At 66.3% G+C, this 17,969-nt stretch carries 16 protein-coding genes; 13 read left to right on the top strand and 3 right to left on the bottom strand.

The window, feature by feature from the left end; all coding sequences use genetic code 11:
- The first annotated feature begins 3 nt into the window (after positions 1-3).
- From RBA40_RS25140 to RBA40_RS25130, 3 genes are read left to right on the top strand one after another with little or no spacing between them, the layout of a single operon-like run.
- Positions 4-2,142, top strand: coding sequence for a DUF362 domain-containing protein (locus RBA40_RS25140; RefSeq protein ID WP_306650893.1), 2,139 nt, complete (start codon positions 4-6; stop codon positions 2,140-2,142).
- An 11-nt stretch (positions 2,143-2,153) separates the two neighbouring features.
- Positions 2,154-3,224 (top strand): NAD-dependent epimerase/dehydratase family protein, encoded by a 1,071-nt coding sequence (locus RBA40_RS25135; protein ID WP_306650892.1) that lies wholly within the window; start codon positions 2,154-2,156, stop codon positions 3,222-3,224.
- Positions 3,221-3,790, top strand: coding sequence for an SRPBCC family protein (locus RBA40_RS25130; RefSeq protein ID WP_157778604.1), 570 nt, complete (start codon positions 3,221-3,223; stop codon positions 3,788-3,790). The genes RBA40_RS25135 and RBA40_RS25130 overlap by 4 nt, the downstream gene beginning before the upstream one ends.
- On the opposite strand, the gene RBA40_RS25125 is transcribed toward RBA40_RS25130, so the two are convergent.
- Positions 3,782-5,068 (bottom strand): hypothetical protein, encoded by a 1,287-nt coding sequence (locus RBA40_RS25125; protein ID WP_306650890.1) that lies wholly within the window; start codon positions 5,066-5,068, stop codon positions 3,782-3,784. The genes RBA40_RS25130 and RBA40_RS25125 overlap by 9 nt on opposite strands.
- A 4-nt stretch (positions 5,069-5,072) precedes the next feature.
- Here RBA40_RS25125 and RBA40_RS25120 point away from each other — a divergent pair, with 4 nt between their 5' ends.
- Positions 5,073-5,678 carry a phosphatase PAP2 family protein gene (locus RBA40_RS25120; protein WP_306650889.1) on the top strand — a complete coding sequence of 202 codons (606 nt, stop codon included), beginning with the start codon at positions 5,073-5,075 and terminating at the stop codon, positions 5,676-5,678.
- An 18-nt stretch (positions 5,679-5,696) separates the two neighbouring features.
- Here RBA40_RS25120 and RBA40_RS25115 read toward each other — a convergent pair whose 3' ends face one another.
- Positions 5,697-7,271: a hybrid sensor histidine kinase/response regulator gene (locus RBA40_RS25115; protein WP_306650887.1), complete on the bottom strand. Its 1,575-nt coding sequence runs from the start codon at positions 7,269-7,271 to the stop codon at positions 5,697-5,699.
- 5 nt (positions 7,272-7,276) lie between these two features.
- Complete coding sequence (locus RBA40_RS25110; RefSeq protein WP_306650885.1) at positions 7,277-8,080, bottom strand: alpha/beta fold hydrolase; 804 nt, start codon at positions 8,078-8,080, stop codon at positions 7,277-7,279.
- 274 nt (positions 8,081-8,354) lie between these two features.
- Between RBA40_RS25110 and RBA40_RS25105 the strand changes: the two genes are divergently transcribed.
- The 9 genes from RBA40_RS25105 (at position 8,355) to RBA40_RS25065 (ending at position 17,957) form a co-directional block, all read left to right on the top strand.
- Positions 8,355-8,627, top strand: a complete 273-nt coding sequence (locus tag RBA40_RS25105) for a hypothetical protein (protein ID WP_306650884.1) — start codon at positions 8,355-8,357, stop codon at positions 8,625-8,627.
- A 266-nt stretch (positions 8,628-8,893) separates the two neighbouring features.
- The gene (locus RBA40_RS25100) at positions 8,894-11,311 is read left to right on the top strand and encodes a S9 family peptidase (protein WP_306650882.1); all 2,418 of its coding nucleotides are present in this window, start codon (positions 8,894-8,896) and stop codon (positions 11,309-11,311) included.
- Positions 11,308-12,387, top strand: a complete 1,080-nt coding sequence (locus tag RBA40_RS25095; RefSeq protein WP_306650880.1) for a GHMP family kinase ATP-binding protein — start codon at positions 11,308-11,310, stop codon at positions 12,385-12,387. The genes RBA40_RS25100 and RBA40_RS25095 overlap by 4 nt, the downstream gene beginning before the upstream one ends.
- A 163-nt stretch (positions 12,388-12,550) precedes the next feature.
- Positions 12,551-12,721 (top strand): hypothetical protein, encoded by a 171-nt coding sequence (locus RBA40_RS25090; protein WP_306650878.1) that lies wholly within the window; start codon positions 12,551-12,553, stop codon positions 12,719-12,721.
- Positions 12,722-13,070: 349 nt separating this feature from the next.
- A complete protein-coding gene (locus RBA40_RS25085) occupies positions 13,071-13,253 on the top strand; it encodes a hypothetical protein (RefSeq protein WP_306650877.1) in 183 nt (60 codons plus the stop codon).
- Between the two features lie 280 nt (positions 13,254-13,533).
- The gene (locus RBA40_RS25080) at positions 13,534-13,707 is read left to right on the top strand and encodes a hypothetical protein (protein WP_306650876.1); all 174 of its coding nucleotides are present in this window, start codon (positions 13,534-13,536) and stop codon (positions 13,705-13,707) included.
- Between the two features lie 177 nt (positions 13,708-13,884).
- Complete coding sequence (locus tag RBA40_RS25075) at positions 13,885-15,528, top strand: hypothetical protein (RefSeq protein ID WP_306650875.1); 1,644 nt, start codon at positions 13,885-13,887, stop codon at positions 15,526-15,528.
- A gap of 138 nt (positions 15,529-15,666) precedes the next feature.
- Positions 15,667-17,148, top strand: a complete 1,482-nt coding sequence (locus tag RBA40_RS25070) for a glycosyltransferase family 4 protein (RefSeq protein WP_306650874.1) — start codon at positions 15,667-15,669, stop codon at positions 17,146-17,148.
- Entirely contained in the window at positions 17,145-17,957 is an 813-nt protein-coding gene (locus RBA40_RS25065; protein ID WP_306650872.1) for a glycosyltransferase family 2 protein, read from the top strand. Before RBA40_RS25070 ends, RBA40_RS25065 begins: the two co-directional genes overlap by 4 nt.
- Positions 17,958-17,969: the final 12 nt, after the last annotated feature.

The following is a 17,969-nucleotide window of genomic DNA, read 5'->3' as shown; positions in this document are numbered from 1 at the left end:
CCGATGGCAAAGAATCGCGCCCCGATCCCTGCCGGGCCGGCGGTGGCCGTTGCCGACGATGCCGCCGCCAGCCCGGTCGACCTGCTGCGGCTGGCGCTGCGGCAGGCGGGCTGTTTGCCAGCCGTGCCGGACGCGAACAAGAACAGTGCCATCGTTCTGCTCGACCTGGCCGCGTTCGCGTCCGACAGTCCCGTGGTGGTGCGCCGCGAACTGGTCGAGGCGCTGCTCGACCTGCTCGCCGCCGATGGCTGGGCCAGCCTCGCCATTGCCTCCAGCGCCGACAGCGCCAGCACCTGGCTCGGCAACCGCGACGTCGCCGTTCTCGCGGACTTGCTCGGCTACCAGTACGTGACCGGCAGCGGCACGCCGTACGATGTCATCGACCTCTCCGAGCAGCTGCCCGACTCTCCGCCGGCCGCCGGCCACGACCAGTGGGCCGGGCGGCTGTCGCGCGCCTGGACCGAAGCGGACCTGCGCATCGTCTTCGCCAAGTGCCGCACCGACCAGCACGATAACGTTGCGCTGTGCATGAATACCTTGCTGTACGCGCTGCCGCTGGCCGACAAGGATGATCATTACCGGCTGCGCAGCGATCCCTGGCTGGCCCTGCTGCCATTGCTGGAGACCAGCCCACCGCACATCGCCATCGTCGACGCCTGCGGCGCCGCTCATGGCTCGGGCGGATTGCAGGCGCCGCGTGCGTTGGCGACGCACGCCATTATCGCCGGCAACGATGTGCTGGCGGTCGACTGCGCCACTGCCATCAAGATGGGCGCCGATCCCGCCAGTTCGCCGCTGATCGCGGCACTGATCGCGCGCCTGGGCCGTCCCTCCCTGTCGGGCCTGGCCGGCTCGCTGGCCCCGTTTCCCGGCTTTCTGTTGCCCGATCCCATGCTGGTCGATACCACGCGCCAGCGCCAGCGCTCGCCCACCTTGCTGCGCCTGAGCGCGCCGTGGCTGCAGCAGGTAGACAGCGCCTTGTTCCCCTTCAAGCATCCGCTCGACGCCAAATGCAACCAGGCCATCGCGCCGCGCCTGGATCGCCTGGACGACGATCCATCCTCCAGGGCGCTGCTGGTCTACGCCAACTGGGCTGTGGGGACGTGGGCGGCGGCGGTGGAAGCGGCGCGCATCGGCGGCGCCAAGGACCAGCTCCTGCGCAAGGAGGCGCGCATTTGCGCCGCCACGCTCGCTTGCAGCAAGCCCGATTTCCTCGCCATGGAGCGCGAGCTCGACGAACTGCGCGGCTGGCTGGCCACGCCGCCCGAGGTTGCCGGCCCCCTGCGCTGGCGCCGCATCGAGCAGGCGCTGCTGTTCGAATACCAGCGCGCGTTTCCCGTGCCGCTGGCCGAGTTTGCCAGCCGCGTCGACATCGCCCGCTCGATCGAGTACATGAACGATTACATCGGCGGCGAACTGCGTGCGCTCACGCGCGACGCGCAGGGCAGGCCGCTGCATCAGGCCGAACGCAACGTCTACCTGCCGCAGCCGAATTATGTCGCCTGGTGGGGCGGCAAGGAAATCGACGTGTCCAAGATCGAGAGCGTGCACTATGGCGATGACGAGCAGCGCATGTATTGGAAAACGGTGCATTCCGAGAACGCGTCGGCAGTGTTCGACGACGGCATCATCACCTTTTCGGCGACCGACGGCGGCACCCGCGTGAGCATTTTCGGGCGCCAGCTGTTTGCCCTGCCGCCCTTGCTGGAAAGCTTGCAGCTCGAGCGCTATCCGGAACTCAGGGACCGCCTGACCGAACACGCTTACTCCACTTTTTTCGCCCGTACCTTTTCCAATTTCGAAGCCTTGCTGGAAGGGCGCGAGATTGCCATCGGCATGGCCCGGCATGTCCCGTCCACGCCGCACGACAGCGCGCCGCGCCCGGTGGACGCGCTCGCCGAGCTGGCGGCCAGGCTGGGCGACCTTGCCGCCACCCTGTTCGAGGGCGTGCTGCAGCCGGGGACGGCGCCGGGCAGGGCGCGCATCGACCGCGATGGCTTTGCCCATTTCGAGGCGCCCGCCGCCGCATCGGCGCCGCAGAACGCGCTCGGCGCATGGGTGGGCAGCTTCTGGCAGGGCTATGGCGAGGCTGTCGCCCGCGATCTCGGCAAGAGCGTGCAAGCGCTCTGGCCGCGCACCTGAGGGGAGGGCATATGCGCGCACTGGTGACGGGAGCGAACGGCCTGATCGGCGCCAATCTGTGCCGCGAACTGCTGCTGCGCGAGTGCGAGGTGCGCGCCATGACCCGCGCCGGCAGCGACAGGCGCGCCTTGCACGGTCTGGCGCTGGAGCACGTGGAGGGCGACATTTTCGATACGCCCGCCAGCCTGGCGGCCTTGTGCGCCGGCTGCGACGTGGTGTTTCATGCGGCGGCGCGTTTCGCCTACAGCGGCATCAGCGCGGCCGAACTCGACCGTACAGCCCTGACCGGCACCAGCAACATGATCGAGGCGGCCGCACTGGCCGGGGTAGGGCGCGTGGTGATCACCTCGTCGTCCGTCGTGTTCGGCTCTTCGACAACCCCACTGGTACGCGACGAGCACGGCGGGCCGGATGACGGCTTCGTCGAGCCACCCTACATCCAGTCGAAAATCAAACAGGACCGGCTGGCCATCGCCCTCGGCCGCGAACGCGGTGTCGACATTCTGCTGGCCTGTCCGACCATGGCGGTCGGCCCGCACGCGACCGTGCTGGGGCCGTCGAACGGCGTCATCGTGGCCTATCTCAACGATCCGCTGCGCCTGACCTATCCGGGCGGCTGCAATATCGTGTCGGTGCGCGATGTGGCGCACGGCCACTGGCTGATCGCCACGCGCGGCACGCCGGGCGAAAGCTACATCCTCGGGTCCGGGAACCTCGAATGGAACGCGATTCATGCCGCCATTGCCGCCCTGTGCGGCGTCGATGCCCCACGCCTGGAAGTCAATCACACGGCGGCCTATCTGGCGGCTTCGTACGAGGAAGTGCGCGCCCGCTTGCAAGGGCGCGCCCCGCTGACCAGCCGCGAGCAGGCGCGCATGATCGGCCGCTATTACTGGTATTCGCACGCCAGGGTCGCGCAGCTCGGCTACGCGCCCATGCCGGCCCGCGCCGCGCTGGCCGAGGCCTGCGCCTGGCTGGCGTCGAGCCCGCACATCAGCCGGGAGGTGCGCACCTCGATGACCCTGGCCGGCGACGTGCACCGGGCGCGCGCCGGCATGCCATCCACCCAGGAGCTGCAATGACACCTTTTCATAGCTTTACCATGGTTAAGCGTCCGGTCGACCAGATCTGGCTGGTGATGCGCGATCATTTGGCCGAGCTGGCGGTCCAGCTGGACGATCTCGATTCCATCGTGCAGCTCGAACGCAGCACCGGCAGCGATGGCCGCCTGCTGCTGGTGAACCGCTGGCAAGCCCGGCAAACCATTCCGGCGATGCTGCGCGGGGCGCTGGGGGGCGAGCTCATTTCCTGGGTCGACCGCGCGCAGTGGGACGACGCCGCGCACGTCTGCGAATGGGCCATCACGCCGTCGGTGCTGCCCGAGCACATCGAATGCCGCGGCAGCACGCGCTACGAGCCGGCCATGGCGGGACGCGGCACCCGCGTGACCTTCGACGGCAGCTTCACGCTCAAGCCGGGATTCCTGAACCGCCTGCCGGCAGCGTTCGAGCCGGCGATTCTGAGCCTGGTCGAGAACATCGTCTCGACCCTCATCCCTCGCAATTTGTCCAAAGCCATCAATGCCGCCGCCGAGTTCAGCGGAGCGCCAGCGCCGGGCCAGACCCTGGCGCCGCCGGCGTCACCCTAGCAGCCAGGCGTGGTGGAAGCCCAGGCGCGGATCGGCCAGCGGCGACATCCACGAAAAATACGTCTGCAGCGGTGGCATCTCAACGCGCAGGCGCAAGGTTCCGGTAGGGTAGTCGTAGATCGTGATGTGGTTCAGTCCGCGGTTGGCCGTGAACAGCAGCGACTGGCCGGCCGACAGCTGGCAGCCATAAATGGAATCGAGCAAGGACTTGCGCGACACTTGCAGCGCGCCGAGGAAGTGCTGGCTGTTTGAAAAGAAATTGCCGCGTGTGAAAACGTCGGCGACCTGGGACCCCACCTCGCGCGCCCGGTTCAGCTGCGCCGCGGCGTCCGGGCGTTCGTCGACCAGCTGGCGGTAGCTGGCGAAGGTGGCCAGGTCGATGGCGATCACGTTCTGGCTGCCGCCGTTGCAGAAAATCAGCTCGCTATCGGACAGGCAGACATCGGAATTGATGTGCGCCGGAATCTCGCGCCCGGCCGCCCAGTGGCGCAGCACCTGGCCGCTGGCCGCATCGATTTCAAAGGCATATTCTTTCAGAAAGGCCATGGCCCACTCGTGATAATCGACATGATCCTGCGGCAGCACCCGGAACGAGACGCCGTAAAACCGGTCCTCGGCCGGATGCGCGGCCACGTGCCAGCAGGTGGCCGGCAGATCGACCACGCGCACCGCCATCGACTCCAGGTCCAGGATGGCGACGTGGCAGGCTTCGCCACGGCGGCCGTCGTGCGGGCTGTCCATCGAGCCGTACACGATGTAGCGGCCCGATGCGCTGCGCTTCATGCCGTGCGGCAGCTTGAGCCGGTGGGCGCACAGGCGTTCGCCGTGCTCCAGCGCATCGATGGAAAAGCGGTAGAAATGGGCACCGATTACGGTGATGAATTCCTTGTCCGACATCCATACCAGATGGGTCGATCCCTGCAACGAGGAGGGCGGACATTCGTAGCGCAGGGTCGACACGCGGCCGATCTCGTCGAGCGTGCGGGCGTCGTAGAACAGCAGGTGCTGGCCGGCGTTGCCCAGGAAACCGATGGTGCCGGACGGATTGACCGACACGGCATGGCCGGCGGCGATGCCGTCGTAGTAACGAATCTTGTACGCGTAGCGCTGCGACACCTGATCGAACAGAAACAGGCACACGCCGGCCATGCCCTCCAGGCCATTGGCGCCGTTGCCGTCAAGGGCGATGTGGAAGCGCTGGCTGTAGACCCGGCTGGCGGGGTCGGATGAGGCGTTCCCGGGGGCGTCTGGCAGTTCCATTTCTTTGTGAGGATGCATCAAAATGTCTCTTCCTTTTCGTCGATCCAGGCAATCGCAAACTTCGGAAACAATCGAGCTGGAGCCTGCCAGCCGCTGGCGCTGCACCCTGGTGCGGGCAGGGCGGCTGGAGTTAATTATTGTACAACGCATCGCGCCGCTTGCGCGCTACCGCATCGTCCGCTTTACAACGAACATCATCAATCTGCTAGGTAACGGGTGGGTGTATGCGCCGCTGGCCGCCGCCATCTTTTTCTCGCAGATCCGCAATCCGGTCGCGGTGCTGCAGGCGGCGTTGCTGTCGACCCTGATCGGGCACCTGTTTTACCGGACGCTCAAGCGGAGCGTGGCGCGCCTGCGTCCGTTCGACCGGGACCCGACGCTGCAATCGCTCACCAAGGTGCTGGACAAGTATTCCTTCCCGAGCGGGCACTGCATGACGCTGACCACCGCGCTGGTGCCGATTGCCCATGCCGCGCCAGCCACCATCCCCATTGCCGTGGGCGCGCTGGCGCTGCTGGCGCTGTGCCGCCTGATCGCGGCGCATCACTATCCCAGCGATGTGCTGGCCGGTATCGGCCTGGGAGCGGCGATTGCGATTCCCGTGTCCGCCTGGTTGATGCCGGCCTGACGTGCGCGATTGCGCAGGTCAGCCCGGCGCCACGCCGGCCAGCAGATGCTGCAATGTCGCGAACTCGACCGGCTTGGCCAGGTGATGATCGAATCCGGCGGCCAGGGCGGCGTCGATATCGGCTGGCTGGCCCCAGCCGGTCAGGGCGATCAGGACCGGTTGCGTGGCCAGCGGCATCGCGCGAATCCGGCGCGCCAGCTCGTAACCGTCGATATCGGGAAGGCCGATATCCATGATGCATGCCTGTGCCTCATGCGCCTGCATGCAGGCGGTGGCGTCCTCCCCGCAAAAAGCGACGGCGGTCGGATAGCCGCTCAGCTCGAGCATGGCCTGGAGCATCTGCGCGGCGTCGCGGTTGTCGTCCACCAGCAGCACCCGCAGCGGTGCGCCGGCGCGCGGCGCCGTCTGCGCGTGCGGCGTGGCCGCCGCCTGCTCCACGAGCGGCAGGCGGACCGTGAACGTGCTGCCTTTCCCCGGTCCCTCGCTGGCGGCGCCGATGGTGCCGCCATGCAGCTCGACCAAGCCCTTGACCAGCGCCAGGCCGATGCCCAGGCCGCCGTGCGCGCGCTGCAGTGCGGGTTCGAGTTGCGAGAACATCTCGAACACGCTTTCGAGCGCCTCGCGCGGGATGCCGATGCCGCTGTCGCTGATCGAAATGACCGCTGCGCCGCCTTCATCGCGCATCTCCAGCGCAATGCGCCCGCCGGACGGCGTGTATTTGCAGGCGTTGGTCAGGAGGTTGACCAGCATCTGCGTCAGCCTGGTCGGGTCGCCCTGCGTCGTCAGCGGCTGCGCCGGCAAGGTGACGCTCAGCGCATGGCGGGCGGCCGCGATCTGGGCTTGCATGTCGCCCACGGCGCCCTGGATGATGGCGGCCAGGCAGACCGGCTCGGTGCGCAAGACCAGCTTGCCCTGGCTGATGCGCGACACTTCCATCAGGTCGTCGACCAGATGGGACATCTGGCGCAGCTGGCGGTCGAACATGTCCACCATGCGCCGGTGCGGCGCGTTGTCCGGCAACTGCATCTTGAGCAAGTCGACCCCGCTGCGCATCGGGGCCAGCGGGTTCCTCAGCTCATGCGCCAGGGTCGCCAGGAATTCATCCTTGCGGCGGTCGGCCAGCGACAATTGTTCGTTGGCCTGGCGCAGCCTCGCTTCAGCCCCCATTTGCGCCGCCAGCGCGGTTTCGGCGGCGCTGCGCGCGCGCAGCAGTTCACGCTCGTAGGCGCGGCGGTCGTTGGCGATGAAGACCGCCACCTGATCCACAAACCCGTCGCCCGAGCGGCGCCTGGCGATATTGAGCAGGGCGGGAACGCGGCTGCGGTCCTTGCGGACCAGATCGACCTGGACCTCGCTTACCGATCCCTGCAGTTGCAGCAGCGGCGCGCAGTGCGTCTGGTGAAACAGGCGGCCACCGACGCTGAGCAAGTCCTGCAGGCGCATGCCGGCCGCCATGTCGGCTTCGGTGAACCCGAGCCAGGCCGCCAGCGTCTGGTTGGCGCGCAGGATGTTGCCGGCTACGTCAGTGAGCATCAGCCCGCACGCCGCCTGGGCAAAGGTGTCCTCCGGCGAGGGGAGGGTGCGCTCACGCATTGGCGTCAGGCCAGCGCCCTGGCCAGGAACGCCTTGATCGCATCCGTACTGGCGCTGGGCGCACTCATGTGGGGGCAATGCCCGATATTGTCGATCAGCGACAGCACGCTCGACGGCAGGGTGCGGTGCATGTACTCGCCCACGGCCACGGGTGCGATCATGTCGTCGGTACACTGGAGAATCAGCGCCGGGGTGGACGACTTCGGCAAGTCGGCGCGGTGGTCGGACAGGAAGGTCACGCGCGCGAAATGGGCGGCGATGACCGGATCGTTGCGGCAGAAGCTGTTGGTCAGTTCCTCGGAAAGTTCGGGCTGGGCGGGCGCGCCCATGATGGCCGGGGCCATATTGCTCGACCAGCCGAGATAGTTGTCTTGCAGGGTCTGGAGCAATTCATCGATATCTTCGCGCGAAAAGCCGCCGACGTAGTCGCCATCGTTGATGTACGAGGGCGAGGGACTGACCATGACCTGGGCGGCGAACAGTTCGGGCGCCTTGATGGTGGCCAGCACGCCGACCATGGCCGCGACCGAATGACCGACGAAGACGACCGGGCCGGCACCGAACTCGGTAACGATCTCGATCAGGTCGTCGGCGTAGCCGTGCAGGCTGTCGTACTTGCCGCGGTCGTAGGCGGCCGGGTCGGATGCGCCGCTGCCGACGGAGTCGAATGACACGATGCGGTACCGCTCCACAAACGAGGGCACGAGGAAGCGCCACATCGACTGGTCGCAGCCGAATCCGTGAGCGAACACCAGTGTCACCGGGCCGCGCCCGCACACCTTGACGTTGTTGCGGTTTTGAATGCGCATGCCAGTTCTTCCATAAATAGACGGTGCGGCAGGGTTGGAAACCGCGGACGATTATTATAGCAATCTACCTCGCGCACGAGAGGACATTGCGTGAACAAGGCGAGTCGGCAAGGTGGGACGATGCTGCCGGCGGGCGAGGATGCACGCACGCTGCGTGCCCGAGTAAATACCCATGTCCGGCTGGAGCGGAAATGCGAGGCGACATCCGCCAGTTCCGCAACTGGGTTTTCCGCCATGGTGCCGGTATGATATCGGTATTTCCGAGGATCGCTCCATGACAGAAGAAGACCAGACTCCCCCTTCCCGGCGCCGCGTACCCACCAGCGTGCTGCTCGCCGGCCTGACGATGCTGCCGGCCCTGCTGGTCGTGTTCGGCGGCGCGTTCAGCGCCGCCGGCGGCTATGTATGCGGCGTGATGATTGCCGCGCTGTCGCGCAAGTACGGCGTCCCGTTCGACTCCAGCCTGGCGCCGGAAATCGGCGCGGCCATCGGCGTGGTGTTCTTCGTGTGCGTCTTCATTTACCAGTACCTGACGAGAAAACGCTGACGCGGCCACGGCGGCGCTGAACAGGCGCGCCGGTCGTCGTCGCCTCCAGATACTTTCGTGCGTCCGGTTTTATCGATGCCGTTTCGCGGCATGCCGGGCTGCGCCTGTCACGGATTGGCACGGGCGGCGCTAGCCATGCTTCACATGCAATATTTGAAAATTGACATTATTAACAATATGAACGATGATTTCATTTGCGCTGATTGACGGCGCAGGCAAGCGCCTTATTGTCGGGCAGAGGCGACTATCATGAATGACGTTCGACAATGAAATTGTTTTTTTACCTGTGCGTTGGCATCCTTCTCCTGCCCGTACCCGACGATGCGAGCTCCGCCGGCGCCACGCCGACGGGCTACCAGCAACCCAGCGCACCCTTGCAAGCCATCGTCGACGCGCCGCGCCCTCCCTCGGCCATCGGCGGTCCGCAGCGGCGCACGGTCGCGCTGCTGGAACGGCCCGCCCGTCCGGCTCTGCACGATCTGCCCAAGGGCAGCATCAAGCTGTCCGGCCTGACCATCGATACCTTGCATTGCGCCGGCGCCCAGCCCGCATTCGGCCATGAGCTGAACCTGCTCAACGTCGCCGATGGGCGGCAGCGCCCGGTCTCGGGGCTGCCTCCACGGGCGCGCATCGCGCATGTCGAGTTTTCGCCCGATGAGCGCTGGATCGCGCTATCGCTGTGGCACGAGGGCCGGGTCCAGTTGTGGCTGGTCGATGTGGCGGCGGCGCGCGCCCGGCGCTTGCTGGAGCGGCCGCTGAACACTGTCCTGAGCAATGGTTTCAGCTGGATGGCCGGCTCCCGCACGCTGCTGGTCAGCCTGGCCCCCGAGGGTGCAAAGCCAGCGCCGGCCGCTGCGCCAGTTGCCCCGGCGGTCCAGGAAAGCGTCGCCGGCAAGCCGGTACAGGTCAGCGCCATCGCCGATCCGCTGCCCGCGGGTCGCGCCGCCGAGATGCTCGGCTGGTACTTGCAGCGCCAGCTCGCCAGCGTCGATGTGTCGGGAAAACTGACCCCGATCGGCGCCGCGGACCGGCTGCTGGCGGCAGCGCCTTCGCCCGACGGCAATTACATTCTGGCCAGCCGCTTGCAAGCACCCTTTGCGCCCGCCGTGTCCGTGTTGCGCTGGGCACGCAGGACCGAACTGTGGGACCGGCGCGGGAAGCTGGTCAAGGTGCTGCATGACAATGCGCTGAACGATCGTCCGGCCCAGGACCGCGATGCCGTCGAGCCGGGGCCGCGCGAATTCGGCTGGCGCGCCGACGCCGGCGCGGCCTTGCACTGGTTCGAGGCCGGCGACGGCGGCGATCCGCGCAGCCAGGCCGAATGGCGCGATGTCCTGTACGAACAACGCGCGCCATGGCGCCAGCCGGCGCAGGTGCTGGCGCGCGTCAAGGGCCGCATCAACGATGTGGCCTGGGGCAGCGACGCGCTGGCGGTGTTGAGCGAGACCTGGTTCCAGCAGGGCGAGCGGCGCATCTGGCGCATCCGCCCGCAGCAGCCCGATGCGGCGCCGGCGCTGATGTTTCGCAGGAAAATCGAAGACCGCTACGGCGATCCCGGGCGCCCGATGAAGCGCGCGCTCGACAATGGCGAACGCGTGCTGCTGACCAGCACCGATGGCGCATCGCTGTTCTATGCGAGCGCCGGCGCGAGCGAGGAGGGCGACCGTCCGCAGCTGACCCGCTACCGACTGGACGATGGTGAAACGACCACCTTGTGGCGTGCCCAGGCGCCGTATTACGAACGGGTCCTGGTCATGCTCGACCGCGATGGGCGGCGTTTCGTAACCCAGCGCGAGAGCCAGGACGAGCCGCCCAACCTGTTCGTACGCGAGGACGGTGCGCCGCCACGCGCGCTGACCGCCGTGCCCAGCCCGTTCGCGTGGATGAAGTCGGTCGAGGTGCGGGTGCTGCGCTACCAGCGCGCCGACGGGGTGGCGCTGAGCGGCAAACTGTACCTGCCGCCGGGCTACCAGCCAGGGCGCGATGGCCCGGTCGGGGTGCTGATGTGGGTGTACCCGCGCGACTTCCAGTCGCGCTCGGCTGCGGCCGAGGTGCCCGATTCCTCCCATCGCTATGCCGACATCGATCCGCTCAGTCCGCTGGCGCTGGTGCGTCTCGGTTATGCCGTGCTGGACAACCCGAGCATGCCGATCGTGGCCGGGGAGGGTGGCGCGGCCAACGATGCTTACCTGGCCCAGCTCACCGCCTCGGCCGAGGCGGCGGTCGACGAGCTGGTACGTCTCGGGGTGGCGGACCGCAAGCGCATCGCCATCGGCGGCCACAGTTACGGCGCCTTCACGGTCGCCAACCTGCTTGCCCATACCAGGCTGTTCGCCGCCGGCATCGCCGAATCGGGCGCCTATAACCGCAGCCTGACGCCGTTCGGTTTCCAGTTCGAAAAGCGCACCCTGTGGCAGGCACCCCAGGTATACCAGGCCATGTCGCCGTTTCACCATGCGGACAAGATCGCCGCCCCCCTGCTGATGATCCACGGCCAGGCCGACAGCAATCCCGGCACCATGCCGCAGCAAAGCGAACGCCTGTTCCAGGCCCTGAACAGCATGGGAACGCAGGCGCGTCTGGTCACCCTGCCGGACGAAGAGCACGTGGTGCGCGCCGCCGAATCGGTCTCGCACGTGCTGTGGGAGCGTGAACGCTGGCTGCAACGCTTCCTGCGCCCATGAGCCGGCCTGAGATCGTGCGTGCGCGCGCGCCGCTGCGCCTGGGCCTGGCCGGCGGCGGCACCGACGTTTCCCCGTATTGCGACATCTACGGCGGGCAGGTGGTCAATGCGACCATTGCCCGCTACGCGTATGCGGAACTGGCGCCCGGCGAGGACAATGCCTGTCTGCTGCGCTCGCTCGACCAGGGATGCAGCATGCGCCTGGCCGGACCCGAGCCGGCCCAGGCCGTGCCGGCACTGGTGCTGCACCAGGCAGTGTATCGCCACATGATCGAGCGCTATCACGGCGGCAAGCCGCTCGCGCTCACGTTCAGCACGCGCTCGGACGCGCCTGCCGGTTCCGGCCTCGGATCGTCCTCGACCATGGTGGTGGCGATGATCCATGCCTTCTCGGTCTACCTGGCGCTGAACCTGGGTGCGCACGAGATCGCGGAACTGGCTTTTCATATCGAGCGTGTGGTGTGCGGCTTGCAGGGCGGGCGCCAGGACCAGTTCGCCGCGGCCTACGGCGGCTTCAACTTCATGACCTTTCCCTCAGGCGGTGGAGCCGACATTGCGCCGCTGGACGTGCCGGTGGCGCTCACGCGCGAACTGGCATCGTCGTTGATCCTGTGCTACACCGGAATGTCGCGCGCCTCGGCGCAGATTATCAACGACCAGAGCGAGAACATTCGCCAGGGTGCCAGCGCCGCGCTGGAAGCGACCCACGCGCTCAAGCTGGAGGCGGCCTCGATGCGGCATTGCCTGCTGGCCGGCGATATGCAAGGCATCGTCGCATCCATGCAGACCGGCTGGGAAAACAAGAAAAAGCTGGCCCGTTCGGTGTCGAATACCCACATCGACGCCATGTATGCGGCCGCGCTGCAGGCCGGCGCACTCGCTGGCAAGGTGTCGGGCGCGGGCGGCGGCGGCTTCATGATGTTTCTCGCGCCCGCCGGGCGGCGCGCCATGGTCGGCCGGGCGCTGGCGGACATGGGCGGGCAGGTGAGCCGCTGCCGCTTCGACGAGGCCGGCAGCACGGCTTGGCGGGTTGGCGCCGGCGTGTCCGATGACGCCTTGCAGGCGGCGCCGGCCTGAGCGGCGCAGCCGGCCCGGCACGCGCGCGTGCGGTTGGTGCATCTATTGCAAATCAATAAAGCTTGACTCATTGATATAAGTGCTTAGAATGCAATGGCACTCTCGTTCGAGAGAATGCGGTGCATGGCATTTGCCATGTTATCAATCATTTAAAGGAATTAACATGAAAAAAATCATCGCTGAATTGAATCGCGACGAAGTCGTTGGCGTCGCCGGCGGCGCAACGCTGACCGAAAAACTGGTCAAAGTGCGCGATTGGGATGCCAGTGTCATCGAAGGTTGCTGCGTGCAGGAGTGCTGCAACGATCCAATGCGTGAGACCAACTGGGAATAAGTTTCTAGTTAAGTAAGACGATGCGGGCGCTCCCTGTCGGGGAATCCCGGTACGGCCCATGCGGACGGGCCTGAACTCAGGCGCGCAAGCGGCAATATCGCCCGGATAGCGCGGGCGTGCGCATCCTGTATTAAATGAGCGGCATACTCTTCGGTTTATCCGCGCGCCTGGGCTGAAAACTGGCGCTTGCCGTAAGCAGTTGGGCGGGGAATTGGTAATGCAACATGGCAGAACATGAAAGCTTGACTGGAAGTTAAAACTGTTTAGAATGCTTCGGCGTTCTTGTCCTTAAAATGGGAGCGCGATGCATGGAATTGGCCATGTTATCAAATATTATCCGGAGTAAAACATGGAAAAAATTATTGCTGAATTGACCCGCGACGACGTCGTCGGTGTCGCCGGCGGCGCAACCCTGACCGAAAAACTGGTCAACGTGCGCGACTGGGATGCCAGCGTCATCGAAGGTTGCTGCTCGCAGAAGTGCTGCAAGAACGAAGAGCAGCCTGGCGACGGCTCCAACCCTTGGCTGTAATCAGCCAGGTTCCTGATGCGTGAGCGCGGCACTGATGTTTCAGGCGCTTCGCCATTCTGAAGGCGGGCGGGCGGGCAGATGACGCAGTGTTATCCGGCACGGCCGCCCGACCCATGCTGGCATGGGCGTCGCGATTTAAGAAACACGGATCAAAACGGCGCTGCACTGAAAAAATAAGCAACGGGCGTGCATTGGCGTTCTCATTCCTGAATTGGGAAGGCGATGCGCGTGATTTGTCAGGTCATCAATAGTACTCATCAATACTACACCGGAGAGAAACATGAAGAAAATGATCGCAGAATTGAACCGCGAAGCCGCCGCCACTGTCGCGGGAGGGGCAACCTTGAGCGAGCAATTGGTGAAGGTACGCGACTGGGATAACACCGTTATCGAAGGTTGCTGCACCCAGGGTTGCTGCCCGGAGCCGAAAGACGGTAGCGACGACTGGAAATAATCGCCGCGTTTGCCGGCGTGTGGCCGCGCTGCCGGTGATCCGGCGGCCGGCAATAGTATGCCAGGCTGTTGCGCGTGGCGCCGCTCCGGCGCGACGGCTTGAGCGGCGATCCTGGCGAGTGCCGCGGCCGTAGCCGTGTTTTATCCGAATACAAAGAAGTTACTTGAAAGATTACAGATGACCGAAACCCGCTATTGGTGGCCCCTCGAATTGAGCGATGAGCTGGAAGACTCCCTTGCCGCGCATAAGGACTGGTTACGGGGCGCCCCGGTGCAATTCGATGCCGGCCTGTCCAGGCAGGTCGAACGCGCGCTGGTCGATTTCCTGGCCAAGCCGGTTCAGGGGATCGTCGCGCGCGACAGCCTTCCGTATCTCGGCCACGTCTTCGTCGGCTGGGGCAATGCGACCGTGAACGGCACGCCGCTGCTCGACCGGGTAGCTTCCTTCGTCCACCAGGACCCGTCCGGCAAGCCGTATATTTACCAATGCCACCCGGAGGGCGACTTCCATCCGTGGCAAACCTTTGCCTACACCATGATGGCCGGGATCGACCCCGAGGCCAAGGTTGGCGCCTTGCCGTTCACCCTGCGCGAGATCGCGCAGCATTCGACCGTCATCCGCACCTCGGCCATGGACGATCTGGGGCACCTGATGTACGCGCACGCCGCGCTCGGCCTGCCCGACACGCTCACCTTCGAATTCAACGGCAAGCCGCTGACCTTGGCCGCCATGATGGACGAGGCGGTCAAGGCCCACCATTTCGGACCGTTCTATGTCTGCCGCAAGTTCCATCTGACCGAAGGCTTGTGCGCCATCGCCGCCACCTATCCGGCCTTCGCGCGCTACCAGCCGGTCGCACAGAAATTCCTCGACGGCCAGCTCGAAGTCATGCTGACCCTGTCGCTGCTGGTCGCCCAGCTCGAGGCGGTCGCCGCCGGTACCCTGACCATGGACGAGAGCAGCATTCCCGCCCTGCGCAAGGCCATGCTGATCGGCGCATTGCTGGAGAACCACGTGTACTCGGCCGGCCATGTGATCGAGCTGGCGGCGCTGGCCATGCGCATGGGCTACCAGGTCAGCGACGTCCATCGCAGCGCCATCCACCACCTTCTGAATCACTTCAACGGTTGCGTGCAGCGTTCGATGACCCGGTTCGCCCCGACCGCCGCGTTCCTGCCGATGGGCCACTTCCGGCGCGCCATCTCGCTGTACGCCAACCTGCATGAAGCCGAAACGGATCAGGATAGCGCCTCGCGCGCGGCGCTGACCGGGTATTGGGCCAACTTCGATACCAGTGACGGCACGCTCGCCGAACTGCCGGCGGCCCCGGTGGACGCGCTGTACAATCGCGCCCAGCATTCGGCCAAGGTGCGTCCCTTCTTCCAGTCGGTGCTTGATGAATTTGCCCAAGGTAATTCGACCGGGATGGACCTGTACGGCGGCTTCGACCATTTCCGGCGCCTCCATCCGGACGGCTGGCCGCGCCAGATGCATTTCGAATTCCTCGACTATGCGGACCGCGTGGGCGTCGAACTGCACTTCGAAAACGCGGACCTGGTGCCGCTGATGGATGCGGTGGCCGCGTCCATTCCGGCGCTCCAGGAAAAGTTTCCTGGCATTGAGGTGCACGGTTTGCGCCGCTCCGACCGCAGCGAGGCGAAAATCCGGCTGTATCACGACCCGGCCACCGGGCCGGTCGACATTTCCAAGTCGATGCAGGAATTTGTCGCCTTCATGAGTCCGATCGTCTCGGCCGAGTTGCACAATCCGGTGCACGGCATCCAGCGCAGCCGCCTGGACGCGAGCGCGGCGGCGCACTAAGGGCCGTCGTTCGGCCCCGCCGCACGGCCCCGCCGCACGGCCCCGCCGTTCGGCCCCGCCGTTCGGCCCCGCCGCACGCCGCGCCGTGCGGCGGCGGCCGGCTCCCTCCCTGCCATCGAATCCATTGAGGAATCAATTTTGCACCTGTTTCCCCCGCTTACGCTTGCCACCGCCGGCCTGTCGGCCCACAAATGGCCCAGCGTCACGCGTACCGCGCAGTTCTATCGCGACGCCCTGGCCGCGCTCACCCCGGAACTGCTGGAGGTCGACGAGACCAGCGCCATGCCGCACGGCATCAGTGTGCTCCTGAATTTTTCCGGCAATGCCGGCTGGGACCTGGCGCGCGGCGAGCGCGACTTTCCCTGCCTGTTCGGCATGCACGGAGGATGTGTGCTCAGCCGCAAGTTCCTGGGCCAGCGCTTGCCAACGCTCAACTCACAAGATGGCTTGATCGTCAATTGCAGTTCCGACGCCGAGGTCATCCGCAACATGCTGGGCGATGCCACCCCGGCGCTGGAATTATTGCCCTTGCCTGCAGATACCGATCTGTTTACGCCGCAAGGACGTGACGCGGCGCGCGCGCAGCTCGGTTTGACCGAGCAGCATTTCTGCATCGGCATCGTGGCCCGGCTGCTGCCGCAAAAAAATGTTCACGGCGCGCTCGACGTGGTGCGCGAGCTGGTGCAGCGCCATCCCGGGCAAGCCATCCGGGTCGTGATCATCGGTAATTTCTGGATCGACTACCCGGTACTGCGTTTTAGCGAGACCGCTTATTCGGGCCAGCTCAGGAGTCTCATCGGCGAGTACGGCCTGGACCAGGTGGTGAGCTATCTGCCCGCCTCGCTGGCCGACGCCGAACTGGCCACCGCCTACCGCGCTTTCGACGTGCTGCTGCATCCGACCAATTCGATCGATGAAAACTTCGGCTACGCCCCGGTCGAAGCCATGGCCAGCGGGGTTCCCGTGGTCGGCTGCGCCTATGGCGGCCTGAAAGATACCGTGATCGACGGCGTCACCGGCTATCTCGCGCCCTCATGGCTGAGCCTGGGCGGCCTGCGCGAAGACCGGGCGGCGCTGCTGCATGGCCTGGAGGCGCTGCTGGGCGACCAGGCCCATGCCAGGAGCATGGGCGCCAACGCGCGCCGCCACGCCGAGGAAAGCTATTCGCGCGCGCACTGCACTGCCGTGCTGCAAGACATCGTGCGGCGCAGCGCCGCCAACTGGGACCGCTCCAGCCGCCGTGCGCTGCAGCTGCGCGCGGTTCCCGACATGCGCGCCTACGACCGCCATCTGACGCCCGCCGGCGAGCCCTTGTCCGACTTCGCCGCCTCGATCCTGGACTACACCAGCCGGATCACGCCGACCGCCGGCCCCGACTGCGTACTGCAGGCGTATGCGCCGCACAGCGCGCGCGCCGACGGCGCCATCGTGCTGGACAATCCCGCCTGGCCGGCCGCCTACCACGCCACGCCGCTGCAGCGCGAGGTGCTCGCGCGCAGCGCAGCGCCGTTGCCGGCCGCGGCATTGCTGGAGGCGACCGGGGCCACCTTGCACGATCTCGACCGGATGCTCGCGCTTGGCATGCTGATCACCCGCAACGGCGCCGCGGGGGGCGCATGACGCCGCGCGTTTCCATCGTCATCGCCTGGCGCAACCGCGCCGAGCTGGGCACCACCCTGGCCGCCAACCTGGACCTGGTCGCAGCGTGGGACGCCGAGATCGTCATCGTCAACTACGGTGGCGATCCGGCCGCGCTGGAGGCGCTGCTCGCGCCGTTCGAGAACGCGCCGGTGCGCCTGCTGGAAGTGGCGGCGGACGGTTTCAACAAGTCGCGCGCGCTCAATCTCGGTGCGCACGTGGCGCGCGGCCCGTATCTGCTGCTGCTCGACGCCGATGTGATCCTCACCGATTTCGACGTCGAGCGGGCCATCGCCGAGGCGCACGCCGGTGGCTGGCTGACCCTGGGCAAGGTCAGGGAGTCGGTGCCGCCGCCGGGCAAGCGCGGCCAGATTGCCGAGTATGCCAACAGCTTCGACATCGTCCTCGGCGACGGACGCCGCGCCCGCGTCGAAACCAAGCGTCATTATTTCGACGACGGTGCGCGCTCGTGCCCCGGCATCATGTTCCTGCGCCGCGCCGACCTGCTCGCCATCGGCGGCTTCAATTCGCAGCTGGTGGGCTGGGGCTGGGAAGACGTCGACGTCCATGTGCGGCTCGGCCTGGCGCTGGGACGCCCGGCGGCCGGGCTGGGCGAGGGCGTGCATCTGAGCCATGGCGATGAGCACCGTTTTTTCATCGGCGACAGTCCGGGCGCCAACAATCAGCGCAACCAGCACATCTGCATGCGGCTGTACGACGCAGGCCAGTTCGAGGGCAGCTACGCGCAGGATGTGGCGGCCTTCAGCTACCGCGCCGCACAGCCGGCGTGAACCCGGCCGTCA

Origin of the sequence: Massilia pseudoviolaceinigra, assembly GCF_030846505.1 — a bacterium.
Classification (GTDB): domain Bacteria; phylum Pseudomonadota; class Gammaproteobacteria; order Burkholderiales; family Burkholderiaceae_D; genus Telluria_A; species Telluria_A violaceinigra.
This window is presented reverse-complemented; position numbering and strand designations above follow the sequence as displayed.